General features: G+C 68.6%; 17 protein-coding genes. 10 read left to right on the forward strand and 7 right to left on the reverse strand.

Annotated features, from left to right (window positions below):
• The first annotated feature begins 122 nt into the window (after window positions 1-122).
• A complete protein-coding gene (locus tag IEY12_RS15120; RefSeq protein WP_188884487.1) occupies window positions 123-317 on the forward strand; it encodes an HVO_2922 family protein in 195 nt (64 codons plus the stop codon).
• Between the two features lie 175 nt (window positions 318-492).
• Complete coding sequence (locus IEY12_RS15125) at window positions 493-1,839, forward strand: sodium/calcium exchanger protein (protein WP_188884488.1); 1,347 nt, start codon at window positions 493-495, stop codon at window positions 1,837-1,839.
• A 112-nt stretch (window positions 1,840-1,951) separates the two neighbouring features.
• On the opposite strand, the gene IEY12_RS15130 is transcribed toward IEY12_RS15125, so the two are convergent.
• Together IEY12_RS15130 and IEY12_RS15135 are read right to left on the reverse strand one after the other, a co-directional pair.
• Window positions 1,952-3,025, reverse strand: coding sequence for a succinylglutamate desuccinylase/aspartoacylase family protein (locus IEY12_RS15130; protein WP_188884489.1), 1,074 nt, complete (start codon window positions 3,023-3,025; stop codon window positions 1,952-1,954).
• A gap of 25 nt (window positions 3,026-3,050) precedes the next feature.
• Window positions 3,051-3,341: a hypothetical protein gene (locus IEY12_RS15135; RefSeq protein WP_188884490.1), complete on the reverse strand. Its 291-nt coding sequence runs from the start codon at window positions 3,339-3,341 to the stop codon at window positions 3,051-3,053.
• Window positions 3,342-3,628: 287 nt separating this feature from the next.
• On the opposite strand from IEY12_RS15135, the gene IEY12_RS15140 reads away from it, so the two are divergent.
• Window positions 3,629-4,270 (forward strand): NAD(P)-dependent oxidoreductase, encoded by a 642-nt coding sequence (locus IEY12_RS15140; protein ID WP_188884491.1) that lies wholly within the window; start codon window positions 3,629-3,631, stop codon window positions 4,268-4,270.
• Window positions 4,271-4,357: 87 nt separating this feature from the next.
• On the opposite strand, the gene IEY12_RS15145 is transcribed toward IEY12_RS15140, so the two are convergent.
• Entirely contained in the window at window positions 4,358-6,625 is a 2,268-nt protein-coding gene (locus tag IEY12_RS15145; protein WP_188884492.1) for a hypothetical protein, read from the reverse strand.
• Window positions 6,626-6,746: 121 nt separating this feature from the next.
• Window positions 6,747-8,234, reverse strand: a complete 1,488-nt coding sequence (locus IEY12_RS15150) for an aldehyde dehydrogenase family protein (protein ID WP_188884493.1) — start codon at window positions 8,232-8,234, stop codon at window positions 6,747-6,749.
• Window positions 8,235-8,399: 165 nt separating this feature from the next.
• On the opposite strand from IEY12_RS15150, the gene IEY12_RS15155 reads away from it, so the two are divergent.
• From IEY12_RS15155 to IEY12_RS15165, 3 genes are all read left to right on the forward strand, one after another.
• Window positions 8,400-9,395: an aldo/keto reductase gene (locus IEY12_RS15155; protein WP_188884494.1), complete on the forward strand. Its 996-nt coding sequence runs from the start codon at window positions 8,400-8,402 to the stop codon at window positions 9,393-9,395.
• 43 nt (window positions 9,396-9,438) lie between these two features.
• Window positions 9,439-10,320: a hypothetical protein gene (locus IEY12_RS15160; protein ID WP_188884495.1), complete on the forward strand. Its 882-nt coding sequence runs from the start codon at window positions 9,439-9,441 to the stop codon at window positions 10,318-10,320.
• Between the two features lie 104 nt (window positions 10,321-10,424).
• The gene (locus tag IEY12_RS15165; protein WP_188884496.1) at window positions 10,425-11,933 is read left to right on the forward strand and encodes a phosphoenolpyruvate carboxykinase (ATP); all 1,509 of its coding nucleotides are present in this window, start codon (window positions 10,425-10,427) and stop codon (window positions 11,931-11,933) included.
• Between the two features lie 270 nt (window positions 11,934-12,203).
• On the opposite strand, the gene IEY12_RS15170 is transcribed toward IEY12_RS15165, so the two are convergent.
• Both IEY12_RS15170 and IEY12_RS15175 read right to left on the reverse strand, forming a co-directional pair.
• Window positions 12,204-12,983: an SDR family NAD(P)-dependent oxidoreductase gene (locus IEY12_RS15170; RefSeq protein WP_229871455.1), complete on the reverse strand. Its 780-nt coding sequence runs from the start codon at window positions 12,981-12,983 to the stop codon at window positions 12,204-12,206.
• Between the two features lie 176 nt (window positions 12,984-13,159).
• Complete coding sequence (locus tag IEY12_RS15175; RefSeq protein ID WP_188884497.1) at window positions 13,160-13,888, reverse strand: IclR family transcriptional regulator; 729 nt, start codon at window positions 13,886-13,888, stop codon at window positions 13,160-13,162.
• Window positions 13,889-14,006: 118 nt separating this feature from the next.
• Here IEY12_RS15175 and IEY12_RS15180 point away from each other — a divergent pair, with 118 nt between their 5' ends.
• Both IEY12_RS15180 and IEY12_RS15185 read left to right on the forward strand, forming a co-directional pair.
• A complete protein-coding gene (locus IEY12_RS15180) occupies window positions 14,007-15,047 on the forward strand; it encodes an NAD(P)-dependent alcohol dehydrogenase (RefSeq protein WP_188884498.1) in 1,041 nt (346 codons plus the stop codon).
• A 1-nt stretch (window position 15,048) separates the two neighbouring features.
• The gene (locus IEY12_RS15185) at window positions 15,049-16,518 is read left to right on the forward strand and encodes a rhamnulokinase (RefSeq protein WP_188884499.1); all 1,470 of its coding nucleotides are present in this window, start codon (window positions 15,049-15,051) and stop codon (window positions 16,516-16,518) included.
• Here IEY12_RS15185 and IEY12_RS15190 read toward each other — a convergent pair.
• Window positions 16,503-17,279 (reverse strand): SDR family NAD(P)-dependent oxidoreductase, encoded by a 777-nt coding sequence (locus IEY12_RS15190; protein WP_188884500.1) that lies wholly within the window; start codon window positions 17,277-17,279, stop codon window positions 16,503-16,505. The genes IEY12_RS15185 and IEY12_RS15190 overlap by 16 nt on opposite strands.
• Before the next feature lie 98 nt (window positions 17,280-17,377).
• Between IEY12_RS15190 and IEY12_RS15195 the strand changes: the two genes are divergently transcribed.
• Window positions 17,378-18,403 (forward strand): alcohol dehydrogenase catalytic domain-containing protein, encoded by a 1,026-nt coding sequence (locus tag IEY12_RS15195; protein ID WP_188884501.1) that lies wholly within the window; start codon window positions 17,378-17,380, stop codon window positions 18,401-18,403.
• A gap of 76 nt (window positions 18,404-18,479) precedes the next feature.
• Complete coding sequence (locus IEY12_RS15200) at window positions 18,480-19,907, forward strand: ABC transporter substrate-binding protein (protein ID WP_188884502.1); 1,428 nt, start codon at window positions 18,480-18,482, stop codon at window positions 19,905-19,907.
• Window positions 19,908-19,913: the final 6 nt, after the last annotated feature.

Genomic DNA, 19,913 nt, shown 5'->3' on the forward strand with positions numbered 1-19,913 from the left:
TTTCGACTTTACTACCCTCGAGCGACAGCTGTGTCGTTCGGGGGTGGTTTGCATTCCTCCGAGCGGTAGCTGTCGCGATTCGTGGGGTGGCTATTACTGTCTGCCGTGTGAAGCGTGTCTCGATGGCTCCGAACGCGACGTTCGAGTTGTATCGGGATGCCGCAGACGAGTGGCGGTGGCGACTCGTCGCGACGAACGGGAACATCATCGCGGATAGCGGGGAGGGGTATCGCTCGAAGCAGGGTGCGGAGCGCGGTATCGCGAGCGTGAAACGCACGGCCCCCGACGCCGATATCGAGGAGGTCGGGGACGAGTGAGGGGCGGTTGCGGGACGCGTGTTCGCAGCCGCGAGCCACGCTGTCGCTCGCGTCGGCCGTGCGTCCCGCCCAGCACCGTATTTTGCACGTACAGCCCTCGATAGGGTGGATATCGACGACGTCGGCGATATCTTGTGAATTATGGGTGATCAGGTTGTCTGGTCAGAGTGAACGAATGCGCTCTTGGGTCCGTCATCCGTTGGTCGCGGTCGGTTTCGCGCTCGCCGTCACACTCCCGTGGATCGGGTTAGTGCTCTCGGCCGGAGGGTACAGCGCGATTCATCCGGGTGAGAACATTTCGGCTGTCATGGCTGTCGCCGTCGCGGGGGTCGCGATCCTCGGTGGGGCGTTCTTGCTGGCGTGGGCGGCGGAGATCGCGGAGAAGGACGTTCCGCGCGCGTTCGCGATCGCGGTGTTGGCGGTGTTGGCGGTCGCGCCGGAGTACGCGGTGGACGCGCTGTATGCGTGGCGCGCCGGTGCGGGGGACGCCCAGGCCGCGAATCTGGCAGTCGCGAACATGACGGGGGCGAACCGCATCCTCATCGGACTCGGGTGGGCGGGAATCGCGCTGTTCAGCATCTATCGCGCGACGCGGACGTCGGATCCGGCGATACGGCGCCGCGAGGGGACGCTCACGGACGCCGTGACGCTCGATCGGGACATCTCCATCGAGATCACGTTCCTGCTCGCGGCGACTGCGTTCGCGTTCTTCGTCCCGCTGAATGGCGGTATCGGCCCGCTCGACACGCTCTTTCTGGTGGGTCTCTACGTCTGCTATCTCGTCGTGGTGGTTCGCGGTGACGTGGAGGAACCGGAGGCACACGTGGGGGTCCCGGCGTACTTCCAAGGTCTCGCGAGGGTGCCGCGGGTGCTCTTCGTTCTCGCGGGATTCGCGTTCTCGGGTGCGATAATCTTCACTGCGGTGCATCCGTTCGCGGAGGGCCTGGAGACGCTCGGCCTCCAGTACGGTATTCCGGAGTTCTTCATGATCCAGTGGGTCGCACCGCTCGCCTCGGAGAGTCCGGAGCTCGTCATCGTGGCGTATCTGGTGAATAAGGCTCGCTCGACGGCCGGGTTCAACGCGCTGATATCCTCGAAGCTGAACCAGTGGACGCTGCTGATCGGCACGCTCGCGGTGGTCTACTCGATTTCGGCGGGAGCGATCGGAACGCTGCCGTTCGACGGGAAGCAGGCGGCGGAGATCTGGATCACGGCCGCGCAGAGCCTCTTCGCGGTGGCGATCCTGACGAACTTCGAGATCAGCGTCCGTGAGGCGCTCGTGCTCTTCGGGTTGTTCGCCTCACAGGTGCTCGCGGAGTTCTACGTGATTCGGACGTACGCGGAGCCGACGGCGACGTCGATCAGCGTCACGATCCTCTACGCGTACACGGCGCTCTATCTCGTGCTCGCGGTGTGGCTGTTCGTGAAGCGTCGGGAGAGCGTCCAGCGCCTCCTCCGGCGAACGCTCTCGGACGTTCGGGGGGCGTTCAGTTCGAGTGGCCGGCCGGAGCACTCCGAGTGAGGCGTGGGTGGACTGCGGTGGGCGTCGTGGCGTTTCGCGTTCCCCGTGGTCGGTCGATGGGCTGGCTTCGGGACCAGCGTCGCGTCTCGAGCGAGGCGTCCGCGCGCCTCGCTCATTCGGCTTCTTCGTCGTCGGCCATCCAGCGCTGGCCGTAGGAGCGGTAGCCGTCGAACTCGCCCTGCGTGATCTCGCGCTCGATCTCTTCGCGGGTTTCGGGGGTGATACGGACGAGGTGGCAGATGGGGTGGCCGGGGAGCGCGACGGGGTTCTCGAGGACGCCGACGATGAGGCCGGTGAACGGCGCTTCGACGACGTGTTCTTCGTCCTTGAAATGGTCGGAGATCGTGCAGATGGGGTCGCCTTCGTGGACGAGCGGGCTGGGCCCCCACTGCATCTCGACGAGGCCGCCGGTGTCGGCGCGGATCCAGCGTTTCTCTTCGGTGGGACCCATTACTTTCCGCCACGATGGCTCGCTCACGTCGCCGTCGGGGTAGACGCCGTAGTCGGCGAGGACGTTCTCGACGCCGTCGAGGGCTTTTTCGATGAGTGCGGGTTGGAAGCGGTGGGCTTTGCCCATCTCGATGGTTATCGTGGGGGTACCGTTCCGGGTGGCGACGGCGCGTAGCGACCCGTCGTCGCCTTCGCCGGAGAGGATGACGTTGGTGCCGAAGACTTCGGCGAGATGCTCGACGTCGGGGTTGCCGACGTCGGCGCGCGCGTGGTACATGGTGGTGCGGTTGCGCGTAGAGGTGTGGAAGTCGAGGCCGAGGTCGCATTTGCTGATGAACTGCTGGTAGACGTGGTGAGCCATGCGCCCGGCGGTGTTGGAGCGTTCCTTCCCGGGGAAGGAGCGATTGAGGTCTTGGTCGTAGATGGGGAGGTAGCGCTGTTGGGCCTGATAGCCCGGGACGTTGACGACGTGCAGGAGGACGAGGGTGCCGTGGATCTCGTGCGGTGTGTAGCGGTCGGCGACTTCTTGGAGGACTTTGACGCCGTTGAGCTCGTCGCCGTGGACGGCGGCGGTCATGACGACGTGGGGGCCGTCGTGTTCGCCGTTGATGACGGTGACGGGGATTTCGACGGCGTCACCGAGGTAGGTCTCGCCGACTTCGTAGCGGAACTGTCGTTTCTCGCCGGGATCGACGGCGGCGTCGTACTGGAAGGACTCGGGGTCGGTCTCGCTCATGTGTCGAGATAGGGCGCTCCCTGCATTAGTCTCGCTGCCCGTGCGGTCGATCCGGCGAGTCGTCGGGTGGGGGGATGACGGTTTCGTCGAGGCGCTGGAGGACGTCCGCGCTGACGACGTCGAGGAGGGTGGCGGCTTCCTCGTCGGGGTCGTCGATATGGAGGACGCCGTCGAGGAAGCGCCGGAGGGTCTCGTACTCCTCGTGGAGGGCGGCGGGCGAGCGCTCGACGGCGTCGGCGAGCGCGCCGGTTCCGACGCGCTCGTCTGGGTCGTCGGTGAGCCGATAGACGGCGCGCAGGTAGTGGTGTGCGTCCACGGGGAGTCACGTCCGGTGGATGGATTCGGGAATCGTTTGGTCGGGCATCGCTATCCGGAATCACCGCTGTGGGTAGTGGCCGGTGGGCCGGCGGCGGGGCTGTCGCGGCGGGTGCGTGGTCGGCCGTGTCGGTCGCTTCTCGCCATGGGATTTAGGCTAGCCTAATACTGTATAACTCCTTCGGGTTTTAGGCCACCCTAAAAATGTCCGTGTCCGGCCGGCTGTGAAAACGAGCGAGGCAGGCCGTTTGGCAAAGCGCTATCAGGTTCTCCACGAAACAGTCACGTATGGACACACTCCTCTTCGGTGCGAGCGGTCGAATCGGCCAGCGCGTCGCGACCGAACTGCTCTCTCGCGGCCACCGTGTTACCGGTGTCTCCCGGTCGGGAAGCGTCGACGGTGTCGAGGACGAGGACTTCGTCGCCGTCGCCGGTGACGCGCGCGACGCCGACGACGTGACGAAACTCGCGACGGGCCACGATGCCGTCGCGTCCGCGCTCGGGCCGAGCGGCGAGGAGGACCCGGCCGTCCTGCCGGAGATGATGGCCACCGTCGTCGAGGGCATGGAGCGGGCGGGCGTCGAGCGCCTCGTCTGGACGGGCGGCGCCGGCGGCCTCAAGGTCGGCCCCGACACTCGCCTCGTCGAGACCGACGAGTTCCCCGAGGAGTGGGAGGCACTCGCGCGCGAGGCCATCGACGCCTACGACGTCCTCGAAGCCGAGGGCGACGACCTCCGCTGGACGTACCTCGCCCCGGCCGCGATGATCGAACCCGGCGAGCGAACCGGCGACTACCGGACCGCCGCGGGCGAACTCGTCGCCGACGAGGACGGCGAGAGCTACATCTCGATGGAGGACTTCGCGGTCGCGCTCGCCGACGAACTCGAGGAGGGCAACGCGATTCACACCTACCTCGGCACCGGCTACTGAGAGCGGACACCGCGAGGAAAGATCCGCAATCCGGTTTTTCGCGACAGCGCGAGAGACCCAGCGACGTGACGGGCGTCGACCGCCGCGTCAGTCCTCCTCGGGCGTGAGTCCCTCACGGATTCCGCGAACGATGGCCTCCAAGTCCTCGGAGTCGGCGTCGATGTCGAGGTCGAGCGAGAGGGCGTGTGGCTGTGTCGCCGGTTCGGAACCGTCGGTGCCGCCGTCGTCCCCGGACGCCCGCTGTGCGACGGCCTGTGCCCGCTCGGCGGCCTCACGCGCGTCGCGTGCCGCCTCCTTGGCCTCGACGGCGGCCTCCGCGACGGCTTCGACGAGTTCTTCGGTCGACTCGACGTCCGCGAACTCCTCGACGGCCGGTCCCTCCCCGCCACCGCCGGATTCTTCGTCGGGGCTCTCATCGGCCGCTGCCTCGTCGGCCGCCGCTTCGCCCTCGGTGGCCGCCTCTGAAGCGGCCTCCGCTTCCGCAGCGCCCTCTCCTTCGGCGGTCTCACCGCCCTCCTCGGCCTCTTCGCCGGACCCAGCTGCTTCCCCGGTCTCGTCTTCGGCTCCCTCGGTGGCCGCTTCGTCCTCGGCCTCTCCCTCGTCCGCGTCGCTGACGTCGATGGTGATGCTGGGGCCGGACTCGATGTCGATGTGGACGGTTTCGTCGTCCTCGCCCAGCGATATCGTCCCGCCGTCGGTCATCGGGCTCTCGACGCCGCCGTCGGTTTCGAGGTCGGAGTCATCCGGCGACGACCCCTCTCCGGTTTCGAGTCGGACGCCCTCGGGGAGGTCGACGTCCGCGACGTCGACGTCGCGGTCGACGCGAATCTCGGCGCCGGAGTCCTCCCCGACGTCGATGGTGAGGCCGGGTTCGCCGTCGAACGTGATCTCTATCTCGCCGTCGTCACCCACGAGCTCTCGCGTCATCTCCTCGGCGGCCCGTTCGACGTCGTCCGCCGTCCCGTTCGTCGCCTCAGCGAGCGCTCGCTCCGCGAACTCGCCCGACTCCGAGTGCTCGTCGCCATCGCTCGCGGTCTCGGCGTCCGCGGCCGCGGCTTCATCGGGTGCCGGTTCCTCGACGGCCGATTCGGCACCGTCCGCCGCCTGTGCCGCCGTCTCCTCGCGCTCCTCGCTGTCCTCCGGCGTGACGCCCGCCGTCGCGGTGATTCCGCGCTCGGCGTACTGGGCGATGTCCTCGACCGCCTCGGCGGCGTCCGCGGCCGTTTCGGCCGCCCGCTCCACCTCGTCTGCCGTTTCCTCCACGACATCGTGCGCCGTTTCCTCGGCGGTCTCCCGAGCGATTTCCTCCGCCACGTCCTGTGCGACGCCGCCGGCGCGGCGTTGGGCGGCCTCTTCGGCAACCTCCCGGGCGGCGGCCTCGGCCGTCTCGCGGGCGGTCGACTGCGCGACCTCGCTGGCGACGTCCCGGGCCTCCCGCGCTGCGACCTCCTCGGCGACCTCGCGCGCGGCCGCCTGTGCCGTCTCCTCGACGGCCTCGCTATCGACGGCTTCCGCGACCTCGTTCGCCGTTTTCGCGGCGTCTTCGGCCGTTTCGGCCGCCTCTTCGACGTCGTCGGCCGTTCCCTCGACGACACGTTCGGCCGTCTCCGTGGCGACGTCCTCGGCGACGTTGCGGGCCGTCTGCTCGGCGGCCTCGGTGGCCGCTTCGTGCGCGACGTCGCGCGCCGCTTCCGCCACCGTCCGCTCGGCCACGTCCTCGATGGTCCGCTCGAGCGTTTCGAGCGCCTCCGGTGGCTCTGTGGCCGTCGCCTCCGCCCCGCCGGCCCCCTCGGCCTCGGTCGCTTCTTCGTCGACGGCCTCGCCGGGCCCCGTATCGCCCTCGCCCGACTCGACCTCGCGCTCGGGGAGGCGGTAGCGGCCGTCCGCGTCGCGCTCGAGGAGGCCCGCCCACTCGTAGAGGTCGAGGAGCGTCCCGATGCCGGTGTCCACGCGACTCGTCTCGAGGTCGTGCTCGGCGAGGTCGGCGACGATAGGTGCGAGGACCCCCTCGTCCATCGGGTTCCCTTCGAGGACGCCCCGGACGTCCTCTGTGAGCGCCCAGTCCCGGAGGAGCTCGCGCGCTCGCGCACTCGCGACCTCCTCGTCTCCGTCGCGCAGCGCCGCTGCCAGCTCCTCGCCAGCGTCGGTCAGGCGGTGTTTCTGCCGATGCGGTTCGAGCACGCCGATCTCCTCGAGGAACCGGGTCTGCCGTCCGACGGCGTCGCTAACGCTCGTTTCCTCCTCGACGTCCGACGTGTACTGTGGCTCCTCGTCGGCCCCGACCGCTCCCCAACCGGCGATGACCTCCTGAAGCGTGTCGAGGCTGACACCCTTCGGGATGTGGTGTCCGGACATGAGTGATAGGTTCGGTGAAACTACGCAAAAATGATGTGGCCGTCCGACGCCGCGAGGTGTGTGTCGGCCGCGACCGGCCGCCGCGGAGGCGACGCGCTCTCCGACGACTATCGCGTCCGCGTCAGAACGGGTAGTCGCGCGCGTCGTGCTGGATGCTGATCCACTTCGTCTCCGTCACCTCGTCGAGGAAGGCGTCGCTGTTGTAGTGGCCCATGCCGGAGGCGCCGATGCCGCTGAAGGGGACGTGGGCCTCGTCGTTGATGGGCTGGTCGTTGATGTGGACGTTCCCGGTCTCCATGCGGTCGGCGATGTCCTTCGCGACCTCGAGGTCGCCAGCGTGGACGGCGCCGGAGAGGCCGAACTCGGTGTCGTTCGCGAGCTCGACGGCCTCGTCGACGTCGCTGAAGGGGATGACGGGCGCGATGGGGCCGAAGTGCTCGTTCGCGGCGGCGGGCATGTCGTTCGTGACGCCCGAGAGCACGGTCGGCTTCACGACGAGCGAGTCCTCGACGCCGTCGAGGTCCTTCGTCTCGCCGCCGGTTTCGAGCGTCGCGCCGGCCTCGACGGTGTCCGCGACGTAGTCGAGCATCTCGTCGCGCTGGCTCTCGCTGATTATCGGGCCGACGACGGTGTCGCCGTCGTGCGCGCTCCCGACGGGGAGCTCCTCGGCGCGCTCGGTGAGGCGCTCGACGTATTCGTCGTAGACGTCCTCGTGGACGATGTGGCGATTGATGGAGATGCAGACCTGGCCCTGGTGGACGAACGAGCCGAAGGTCGCGCCGTCGATGGCGCGGTCGAGGTCGGCGTCAGCGGTGACGACGTGCGCGTTGTTGCCGCCGAGCTCCATCGCGGGCACCGCGAGGTTCTGCGCGGCGAGGCCGGCGACGTGCTGGCCGACCTCGGTCGAGCCGGTGAACGCGACGACGTCGCTCTCCGGGTGGGAGGCGACGCGGTCACCGATGTCGGAGCCCTTCCCGGTGACGACGTTGATGACGCCGTCGGGGAGGTCGGTCTCCTCGAAGAGCTTCGCGAAGAGCAACCCGCCCGAGACGGGGGAGTTCGTGGAGGGCTTGAGCACCACCGCGTTGCCGGCGGCGATGGCGGGCGCGACGGCGCGCATCGAGAGGTTCAGCGGGAAGTTCCACGGTGAGATGACGGTGACGACGCCCTTCGGGCCGCGCTGGAGGACGTTCTCCTTCCCGGGGATGTTGGAGGCGGCGTGCTCGCCCTTCAGGCGTCGGGGGAGCGTCGCGGCCTCGCTCGCGTGGTCGCTCGCGATCTGGATGGACGTCTCGCCCATGATGCGCGAGCCGCCGACCTCGTGTTCGAGGACCTCGATGATCTCCTCCTCGTGCTCGTGGAGGGCGTCGTGGAACTGCTCGATGACGGCTTGACGCTGTGCGGGCGGGGCCTCCGCCCACTCGTCTTGGGCGTCGGCGGCGACCTCGTAGGCGCGGTCGACGTCGGCCTCGGTCGCGGCCGCGACCTCGGTGACGGTCTCGCGCGTCGAGGGGTCGTCGACGGGGATGGTCTCGCCGCTCTCGCTCGGCGTCCACTCGCCGTCGATGTAGAGCTCGTCCCAGTCGGCGTCGGGTGCGATTTCGCTCATCTCTACGTGACCGAACGGCCCATTCACGGAAAAGGTGCGAGGTGGAAGCACACGCCACCGATACACACGACGCGGCGAGGAGCACCGATACTCCGGTATTCGGGTGTGTCAGCGACATCACCCGGGAGACGTAGGCTTTTGTCGCGCCGTCGGCCACCTGCGGGCATGGACGAACGACCCCTCGGCAGCACCGGCATGGACGTCACGGAAGTCGGCCTCGGCACGTGGAACGTCGGCCCCGTCTGGGGCGACGTCACGGACGAGGCGGCCCGCGAGGCGATTCGGACGGCGCTCGACGCGGGGTCGAACTTCCTCGACACCGCGGAAGTGTACGGCGACGGGCGCGCCGAGCGCCTCATCGGCGACGTCCTCGACGAACGGGATAGCGGCGACGAGCGCGTCTACGTGGCGACGAAGGCCGCACCGGACGCGGACGAACGGCACTCCGAGAGCGGCCTCCGTGAGTCCGTTCGCGGGTCACGCGAGCGCCTCGGCGTCGACACGCTCGACCTCGTCCAGCTCCACTGCCCGGAGACGGCGGCGTTCTACGAGCCGGAGACGTTCGCGGTCCTCGAGGATCTCAAGGCGGAGGGCGAAATCGCACACGCCGGCGTCTCCGTCGAGCGCGTCGAGGAGGCGCTGAAGGCCATCGAGTACGACGTCGTCGAGTCCGTCCAGATCATCTTCAACCCGCTCCGCCAGCGGCCCGCCGAGCGCTTCTTCGAGCGCGCGAAACGTGCGGACGTCGGCGTCATCGTGCGCGTCCCCCTCGCCTCCGGGCTGCTCGCGGACGCCTTCGACGGCGCCGAGGACTTCGAGGAGGACGACCACCGGCACGCGGCCGCGACCGAGGGCGTCGAGGCGGGCGTCGGCCGGAAGGGCGGCGAGACGTTCGCGGGCGCCCCCTTCGACGCCGGCCTCGCCGCCGTCGACGACATGCGACGCCTCGTCCCCGAGGAGGCGACGATGGCGCAGTTCACACTCCGGTGGATCCTCGACCACGACGCGGTGTCGACCGTCATCCCGGGGAGCACGTCGTCCGAGCACGTCGCGCAGAACGTCGCAGCCGCCGACCTCGACCCGCTCAGTCACGAGACGCACGGCGCGGTCCGCGACGCCTATGAGGCGCACGTGAAGGAGTACGTCCACCACCGCTGGTAGGCGCGGCCGAAGATTGAGGGGGCGCGCTCGCACACGTCCGCGTGTGTCCGCGCCCTCCACGCCGGACGACGACCGCGATGCGTCGTCAGACGACCACGACCCAGCATCGCCCGCCGACCACACGCCGGAGTCGCGCCCGGACCCCTCGAGTTCCACTCACTCCCCGGATCCGCCCGACGGCCGGCTCTCGCGCGCGCTCGAGACAACGCGACGCTCGCTCCCCCTCGCAGTCCTCCCCTTCCTCGCGTCCGTGCTCGCGCCCGCGAAGGTCGCGACCGTGCTCTCCTCGACGATGGACGCCGGCGTGACGTTCTCGTTCCCGTCCGGGCTGCCGACGCTCTGGTCGTTCGTGCAGGCGAACGGCATCACGCTCTCCGGCCCGGGCGGTCTCGCGCTCGCGACGTGGCTCCCGCTCGCCGCCGTCGGCCTGCTCGTCTCCGCCGTCCTCGAGGCGGCGTTCGTCGGCGGCATCTCGAACCGCGTCGACGGCGAGGACGCGTCGCTCGCGGCGAACGCACGGCGCTACGGGCCCCGGATGGTCGGCGTGAACCTCGTTCGGTTCGCCGTCGTCCTCGTGGCGCTCCCGTTCGCGCTCCTCGGTCCACTCGTCCTCCTGCCCGTTCTCGTCCTCGGCTACCTCACCTACGGACTGCCGTTCGTCCTCGTCGTCGAGGACGTCGGTGTCGGCGCAGCGCTCTCCCGGTCGGTCTCCGACGCGGTCGCCGGCGGGGCGTACGCGCGGTTCGGCGTCGCGTACCTCCTCGCGATGCTCGTTCCGTCCTTCGTGCTGACGGTGGTGGTCTACGGGTCGGGACTCCTCGGCGTCGTTCTCGGGGCGGCACTGGTCGCCGTGCCCGCCGTCTTCGTCGTCGCGTACGGCGTCCTCGTCTTCCGCGCACTCGCGTCGCCGAACGGGGCGCCGTGAGTCACTGAGAGTATTCGACGATTGACGACCCATCTGTTCGACAAACTTTACTACACATCCAGTTAGCACACTTTTATACCCTATTTTCGCCATCTGTCTACATGATGCCACGGCAGACGTCGGCGACGGAGCAGTTTGTCGCCTCGCTCCCCGACCCGGAGCGGGCCGATAACGTGGTGTACAACCCCACGACCGACGAGCTTCGGGCGTACTCCGAGCACCTCGAGACGACGACGGAGTTCGGCTCGCCGTCCTACGTCAGCGAGGACCGCTCGCGGAAGTCCGAGCAGACGAAGAACACGGTCGACGACGCGTTCGACGACGCCGACGAGGCGCTCGTCGCGGACGTCACCGACGCCGCGTCCGAGACCGACCTCGTCTGCGTCGACCGGCGGGTCGGACGCCACCCCGAGCACTCCTACGTCTGTCGCTACTACGTTCCCGAGGAGTACGGCCGCATCGCGCTCAGCCTCTGCAAGCTCCTCGAGCCCGCGCCCGAGGGCGCCGAGCCGGACTTCTACACCGTCCAGCTCCCCGACTGGGAGGAGACGGGTATTCGTGTTCTTCCCGACGCCGGCTACACCGTCGTCGCGGGCAGCGACTACACGGGCGAGGCGAAGAAGTCCTTCCTCCGGCTCTTCATGCTCGAGGCGAAGCGCGCTGGCGGCCTCGGCCTGCACGCCGGCAGCAAGCGCGTCACCCTCGAGACCGAGGACGGCGACCTCACGGACGTCGGCCAGCTCTTCCTCGGGCTCTCGGGCACCGGGAAGTCGACGCTCACCGCACACGACCTCTGGCTCGACGAGCCCGAGGACGCGACGATGCTTCAGGACGACGTCTGCGCGCTCCTCCCGGACGGGAGCGTCGCCGGCAGCGAGGGCGAGGGTCTCTTCGTGAAGACGTACGGCCTCGACCCCGAGACCGAGCCCGCGATGTACGACGCCGTCACCGACGAGACGGCGGTCCTCGAGAACGTCGACGTCGACGCGGACGGCACCGTCGACTTCGACAGCGACAAGTACACGACGAACGGCCGCGCGGTCATCGAGCGCGACCAGCTGTCCTCGGCGGGCGAGGAGATCGACCTGCCGGGCGTCGACCAGATCTTCTTCATCACGCGCAACCCCGCGATGCCGCCGGTCGCGAAGCTCACCCCCGAGGAGGCCGCCGTCGCGTTCATGCTCGGTGAGTCCGTCCAGACGAGCGCGGGCGACCCGAGCGCGGCCGGCGAGTCCATCCGCGTCGTCGGCACGAACCCGTTCATCGTCGGCTCCGAGGGCGAGGAGGGCAATCGCTTCCGCGACCTCATCGCGGACCTCGACGTGGACTGCTACGTCCTCAACACCGGCCGCGTCGGCACGCGCGACGTCGGCGTCGACGACACCATCACGCTGCTGCGCGCGATCTCGCGCGGCAGCGTCTCGTGGACGCACGACGACGCCACCGACCTCACCGTCCCCCGCGACGTCCCCGGGATGGACGTGAGCGAGTTCGACGTTGCCGCGAACCTCCCCGACCACGAGGCCGAGCTCTCGACCCTCCGCGCCGAGCGCGAAGCCTACCTCGAGCGCTTCGACGCCCTCGACGACGACATCACCGACGCGCGCTACTGACCCACCACTCGTCCCCCGCATTCCGTTTTTCCGGCCGTCTCCGAGTCACTTTCCCGCCAGCGACGCGGACCCCCGCGCTCGCGGGTCGGCCGCGACGTCTGACCGCGTTCCACAACGCACTTGTACGCGGGTGTCTTAGATGGTTGTAGATACTTCTTATTTTAAATTGTGTCCTCAACTAGAGGTCACGATTCTATTCGGTGACGTCTCGGGCCGTTCGCGCGCGACGAGCGTGGGGCGGCGGTCAAGGCCGCCGCGTCCGCCGACCGGTCAGCGGTTGTCGTACTTCCAGGAATCGATCGGGACCTGTCCGCCGTCGACGCGGAGCTCGTGGCCGTTGACGTAGTCGCTGGCGGGGGTGGCGAGGAAGGTGACGGCGTCGGCGATCTCTTCGGGTTGAGCGAACCGGTCGAACGGGTTGAGGTCGCGGATCTGCTCCTTCGTGCGCTCGGAGAACCCCTCGACCATTCGGGTGTCGACCCAGCCGGGCGCGACGGCGTTCACGCGCACGCCTTCGCGCCCGAGTTCGAGCGCGAGGCTCTTCGTGAGGCCGAGGAGGCTGAACTTCCCGACGTCGTACTCGGGGCTCATCCCGACACCGTTCTTCGTGTGGATCGAGGTGATGTTGATGATCTTCCCGTAGCCCTGTTCGACCATGTCGTCGACGACGGCGTCGGTGCAGTTGAGACTCCCCCAGAAATGGACGTCGAGGTTCAACTCGAAGCGACCGTTGTCCTCCCTCTCGAGGAACGGGCCCGCGTCGCCGACGCCGGCGTTGTTGACGAGGACATCGATAGTCCCGACTTCGCCGGTCGCCTCCTCGACCATCGCCGTCACTTCGTCCTCCTCGGAGACGTCGGCGGTGACGGCGACGGCGTCGCCGCCGGCCTCGCGTATCTCCTCGGCGGTCCGCTCGGCGGGATCCGCTTCCAGGTCGTTCACGACGACGGTCGCACCGTGCTCAGCCAACTGCGTCGCTATCGCGCGGCCGTTCCCACGGCCCGCGCCGGTCACGAGCGCCGTTCGGTCGCTGAGGTCTGTGTTCAGCATGCACGCACACCCTCGTCTCCTCACTATTTAATCGTGTAGGTTTAGCGATGGCGAACGGACGCCGCTCCCAGACGGCCCGACCGGACCGGTTCGTCTCCCGTCTCACTCGGGGATTACACGCATAACCGTGTAAACAGCCGACTGGGTTCGGCATCGCTAAACGCGAACCCGTGCCCTCAGTCCGTCTCCTCGATGGCGATCTCGATCCGCTTCACCGTGCTCAACAGCAGCCCCGTGACGTCTTCCTCGAGTCGGCGGCCGGTCAGGTGGCGGGCGTCGCCGGACACCTCGACGACGAGCGTGGGATCGGTGTCCGCGTCCACGACGGTCGCGACCCCCCGGAAGTTCTCGCCGTGTTCGGCCTTGCCAAACAAAATGCCGTTCTCGCGCGCCCGCGACACCGACTCCTCGACGGCCGCCGCATCCGGGACGTCCTCGATCAGCGCCGACACGTCGTCGTCGTCCCACCGGGAGAGCGCCACACACCCCGCGACCGTCTCGTGAATCGGGAAGCGGTCGCCGATGTCGAACCACCGGTCGGCGCGGTTCCCGTACGCGAGCGCACAGACCGTGTGTTCGTCCTCGATGGCGAGCAAACTCACGGATTCACCCGTCGCCGCCTGTAGTTCGGTGAGTTCGTCCTCGATAGCGGCGAGGGCAGGGACGCGCTCGCGCGCCCGTCGACCGAGGGCGAGAAAGCGCATTCCGAGCGTGTACTCCCCGTCGCTTCGGGTGACGTACCCCATCGCCTCGAGCGTCGAGAGGTGGTTGTACGCCGTCGCCTTCGAGACGTCGACGCGGTCGGCGAGCGCGGTGACACCGAGCGTACCGGCGTGCTCTAACTCCTCGAGAATCGCGAACGACCGCCGTGTCGCCTTCACCGGGTGTCGTGGGTCGCGTGCCATGGTCCCCTGTTGGCGAGCGTGCACCTAAATCTGTTCACCGATACAAAACGCGTTCGACGGGGTCGCGACCCCGGATGGCCGAAGATATTTACGGACCCTCGCTAGTCGGTCACGTACAATGAGGAGCGTCCTCCTGACGGACACGAACACCTTCGAGCACGTCACTCGCGAACGCCCCGACCCCGACCCGGACGAAGCGCTCGTCCGCGTCACGGACGTCGGCATCTGCGGGTCGGACGTCCACTACTACGAACACGGTCGGATCGGCGACCACGTCGTCGAAGACCCCCTCGTCCTCGGCCACGAGAGCGCGGGCGTCGTCGACGCCGTCGGCGCCGACGTCGAGGGCCTCACGGCGGGTGATCGCGTCGCCATCGAACCGGGTGTCCCCTGCCGGCGCTGTCGGTTCTGCACGCGCGGCGACTACCACCTCTGCCCGGACGTGTCGTTCATGGCGACGCCGCCGGTCGACGGCGCGTTCGCCGAGTACGTCGCGTGGCCGGCCGACTACTGCCATCCGCTCCCCGAGTCGGTGTCGACACGCGAGGGCGCGCTCTGCGAACCCCTCAGCGTCGCCCTCCACGCCGCGGAGCGCGGGGATGTCGGCGTCGGCGACACCGTTCTCGTCACGGGCGCCGGCCCGATCGGCCTGCTCGTCGCCGAAGCCGTCCGCGCCGCCGGCGCGACGGACGTCGTCGTCACCGACGTCGTCCCGGAGAAACTCGCCCGCGCGGAGGCGCGCGGCGCCGACGCCACGGTGAACGTCGCCGAGGAGGACCTCGAAGCGCGCGTCCGAACGTACACCGACGGCGACGGCGTGGACGTCGCCATCGAGGCGTCCGGCGCCGAACCCGCCGTCGCTGCCCTCCCGGACGTCGTCCGCCGCGGCGGGACGGCCGTCCTCGTCGGCCTCCCCACGGTCGAGGAGGTGCCGTTCGACGTCCACGCGGTCATCGACGGCGAACTCGACGTCCACGGGTCGTTCCGCTTCGAGAACACCTACCCGGACGCCGTCTCCCTGCTCGCCGACGGCGCCGTCGACGTCGCCGGTATCGTCGACTTCACCGAACCGCTCGACCGCCTCGACACCGCGTTCGAGCGCGCGCAGGACCCGACGACGGTGAAGGGGATGGTTCGCGTCGCCGACGTGGGGGACTGAGATGCGGCACGTCGCAGTCGACATCGGCGCGAACGGCGGAACGGTCTACGCTGGCGGGCGGGACGGCGACGCGTTCGCCGTTGAGGAGGTCGCGCGCTTCGACAACCGGCCGGTCGAACGGGACGGCCGGCACGTCTGGGACGTCGAGGGCCTCCTCGCGGACGTCCGTGCCGGCGTTCGGGCGGCCCGCGAGACGGGGCCCGTCGACACCGTCGGCATCGACACGTGGGGGCTCGACTTCGGGCTGCTCCGGGATGGCGACCTCCTGCGGGCGCCCTACGCCTATCGCGACCCTGCGGTGTCGTCGACACGAGACGCGATACTGGAGTGCGTCGAACCCCGGATGCTCTTCGAGAGCACCGGTATCAACCACTGGAACACGCCGAACACGCTCTGGCAGTACCACTACTTGGCCCGCGAGGAGCGCGACCTGCTCGAGCGCGCCGACCGCCTGCTCATGATGCCCCAGTTGCTCACCTACCTGCTCGGTGGCGCCCCCGTCGTCGAGGAGACCGTGGCGTCGACGACGCAGATGTTCGACCCCGTCTCGCGGGCGTGGACGGGTGGCCTCCTCGAAACGCTCGGCCTCCCGACCGACCTCCTGCCGCCGGTCGAGCCTGCGGGGACGCGCGTCGGCACGTACGACCCCGTCGAGCCGTGGGCGGACCCGCCGGCCCTCGTGTTGCCCGCGAGCCACGACACGGCGGCGGCCGTGGCCGGCCTCCCCCTTACGGACGAGTCGCGCGCCTTCCTCAACACGGGGACGTGGTTCCTCGGCGGCGTCGAGCTCGAGACGCCGGACCGCTCCCAGCGCGCGTTCGCGGGCGGCATCTCGAACGAACTCGGCGTCGACGGCACGGTTCGCTTCCTCCGGAACGTCACGGGGTTCTTCCTCCTCGAGGAGTGTCGGGTGGCGTGGCGCGAACGGGGCGAGCCCGTGGACTACGAGACGCTCCTCGACGCGGCGCGCGAGGCGGAGGCGTTCGGGCCGCTCGTCGACCCGGACGCGGACGCCTTCGACATCACGGGGTCGATGCCGGCGCAGTTGCGTTCGTACTGCGAGGCGACCGGTCAGCCGGTCCCCGACGACCGGGGCGAGCTCGTCCGGTGCGTCGTCGAGAGCCTCGTGGCGAAGACGGCGGTGACGCTGGAGGACGTGTTCGAGACGGCGGAGGTCGACCCCGACGCCGTCCACGTCGGTGGCGGCGGCGTGGAGAACGAGCTGTTCTGCCGGATGCTCGCCGACGCCCTCGACCGGCGCGTGGAAGCGGGGCCGGTCGAAGCGACCGCCATCGGGAACCTGCTGACGCAGGCGATGGCGGCCGACACCGTCGACTCACTCGATTCCGGGCGGCGTCTGGTCGCGGACTCCGTCGCGGTGACGACGTACGAGCCGACGGCCGACGGGGCGTGGGCGGACGCGCTCGAGCAGATGCGACGACTCGAGGGCGACGCTCAGCGGACGGTGTAGCCGCCGTCGAAGGAGACGATTTCGCCGTTCATGAACGACGCCGCCTCGGAGGCGAGGAACACGGCGACCGGTCCGAGTTCTTCGGGGCGGCCGAGACGACCCATGGGGGTGTACTCGCGCCACGTCTCCGCCATCTCGGGGTCGGATTCGAGGACGTCCTCGACGAGGTCGGTCTTCATGTAGCCGGGCGCGATGGAGTTCACGCGGACGCCGCGATCCGCCCACTCGGAGGCGAGCGAGCGCGTGAGCATGATGACGCCGGCTTTCGAGGCGTTGTACGCGACCTGCGGTTGGGGGTAGTTCGCGACGAGGCCGGACATCGAGGAGATGTTGACGATGCTTCCCGACTCCTGTTCGAGCATGTGTCTCCCGACGTGCTTCGAGCAGAGGAAGACGCCGGTGAGGTTCACGTCGATGGTGCGCTGGAACTCCTCGAGACCCATCTCCTCGGCGGGCGTGTTGGAGACGATTCCGGCGTTGTTCAACAGGACGTCTATTCGGCCGAACTCCTCGACGACGGTGTCGGCCACCGCCTCGACCTCGTCCTCGTCGGTGACGTCGGCGGCGATGGCGGTGGTCTGGACGCCGTCGTCGCTGAGTTCGTCGGCGGTCTGTTCGGCGTTCTCGGCGTCGATGTCGACGATGGCGACGTCCGCGCCGGCGTCGGCGTAGGCGCTCGCCATCTGTTTGCCGAGGCCGCGGCCGGCACCGGTGACGACCGCGCTCTGTCCGTCGAGCGAGAACTGGTCTAACACTGCCATGGCGGGTAGTGTGGTTTGACAACTCCATACATAATTGTTCCGCACCATTTATCGGGAAAGAGTTAACACGCCGGTTCCCCCTCCATAGAAACGGACGCATGAGAGCCGCTGTACTCACTGCGCAGGGCAGTATCGACGTCGAAGAACGCTCCGCCCCGACGCCGGGTAGCGACGACGTCGTGGTGGACGTCGCCGCCTGCGGCGTCTGCAAGACGGACTACCACATGTACCACGGCGCCTTCGACATCGACTACCCGCAAGTGCTCGGCCACGAGGCCGCGGGCACCGTCACGGCCGTCGGCGAGGACGTCCGGCGCGTCGAGGTCGGCGACCGGGTCGCGCTCAACCCGACGGTTCCCTGTGGGGACTGCTCGTACTGCAAGGCCGGCCGAGAGACGCTCTGCGAGGACCTCACCTCCATCGGCGGCGCTGCGGACACCGTCCTCGATGGGGCGTTTGCGGAGAAGGTGCGGGCGCCCGCGGGGAACGTCGAGCGCATCGGCGACCTCGACTTCGAGACGGCGGCGCTCGCCGAACCGCTCGCGTGCTGCGTGCACGGCGTCGAGCGCGCGGCTCTCGACCACGGCGACTCCGTAGTCGTCATCGGCGCCGGGCCCATCGGGCTCCTGTTGACGCAGACGCTGCGGGACGCGGGCGCCGGCGAGATTCTCGTCTCCGAACCGGTCGCCGAGCGGCGCACGCTCGCGCTGGAACTCGGGGCGGACTACGTGAACGACCCGACGGAGACGGCCGTCACCGACGCCGCCTCGGAGACGCTGGGCGCGGTGGACCTCGCGGTGGAGGTCGTCGGCTTCGAGGCGACCGTCCAGCAGGCCATCGACCTCACGTCGCCCGGTGGGCGGACGCTCGTCTTCGGCGTCCCGCCGGAGGACGCGACGGTCGAAGTCCGGCCGTTCGACTACTTCTACGACGAGGTGGAGCTCACGGGGACGTACTCGCTTCGGCCCGCGGACTTCGAGGTGGCGGTCGGCCTCCTCCGTCAGGGTCGCGTCGACGTCGACCCGCTCGTCACGGACGAACTGCCGCTCGCGGACCTCCCGACGGCGTTCGAGCGCATCGATAACTCCGTCGGGATGAAGAAAATCGTCCATCCGGGCGAGTGAGCTCTTCTAATTAGTATGATTAATAGGAAAAGATATAAGCCATTGTGTTTGATTGTCTGCGACGTACGCCACAACCATGCCTAGCAATACCAATCGGCGACGGTTCCTGAAGTACGCGGGCGTCGGCACGACCATCGGTCTCGCCGGCTGTACGCGCGGCGGTAGCTCGGACGCATCACCCAGCACCAACGGTAGCGACGGCGGCCAAACCACGGCCGGCAACCTCCCCGTCGACCCCGCCGAGTACACGGACGCCAGCATCGACTGGACGCAGTTCGAGGGCTCCCAGATCAACATCGGCGCGGTCAACCACGCCTGGGTGAAGAAGGTGAAGCCCCTCGTTCCCGTCTTCGAGGAGCTGACGGGTATCGACGTCGTCTGGAACGTCCTCCCGGAGCAGAAGTTCCGGACGAAGCGCCTGACCGACGTCTCCACGGGCGCCGGGAAGTTCGACGCGTTCTTCATGGGCCACGTCGTCAACCAGTTCCGCGAGGCCGGGTGGCTCCAGCCGCTCGACCCCTACATGCAGGACGACTCGCTCTTCGACGAGGAGTGGTACGCGCCGAACGACCTCACGTCGCTCGCCCGTCAGTGGGGGCACGGCTCCGGGCTGACCGACAAGTGGACCGGCCTCCCCATCACGATCGAGGTCCAGACCACCTTCTACCGGAAGGACCTCTACGAGAAACACGGCCTCTCGGTCCCCGAGACGGCGTCCGACCTGATGCACAACGCGAAGGTCATCCACGAGAACGAGGACGACGTCGTCGGCGCGCTCGGCCGCGGCCAGAAGGGGTACGGGATGAACATCTACATCATGAACAACTGGCTCCGCCAGTTCGGCGGCGAGATCTGGACGGACTACCTCACCGATTCCGGACTCGACTCCCAAGCCGCCCTCGACGCCGGCCACTACTACGTCGACATGCTCCAGCAGTACGGCCCCGACGGTGTCGCGAGCATGACGTGGTCGGACGTCCTCTCGGCGATGCAGCAGGGGCAGGCCGGCCACATCGTCTCGGACGCGAACCTCTTCTGGGGTAGCCTGACCGACCCGTCCTCCTCGGAGGTCGCCGAGGACATCGGCGTCGCGAAAGTGCCCGTCCCGGACACGGAGGGCGGCCAGTTCGGGCCGAACGGGTTCGCGTGGACGCTCTCGACGTCGAAGGCGGCGGCGAACTCGGAGGCGGCGTTCCTCTTCATGGTCTGGGCGACCTCGAAACCCACGCAGCGCTACATGGCCATCCAGGAGGAGGCGCCGTTCATGACGCGCTCCTCCATCTGGGCGGACAGCGACTACAAGGACATCGTGGGGACGGAGTTCGCCGAGGTGTCCCTCGCGTCGCTGAAGGCCGGGAAGTCCACGCCGAACGACGCGAAGTTCCCCGAATGGGGGCAGGAGTACTCGGTTCAGCTCCAGCAGGCCATCGGCGGCAGCAAGTCCGTGACGGACGCGCTCACGGAAGCCGCGAAAACAGCCGAGAGCGTCGTCTCCTCGGAGTGATGACCT

It is taken from the genome of Halarchaeum grantii, from assembly GCF_014647455.2.
Classification (GTDB): domain Archaea; phylum Halobacteriota; class Halobacteria; order Halobacteriales; family Halobacteriaceae; genus Halarchaeum; species Halarchaeum grantii.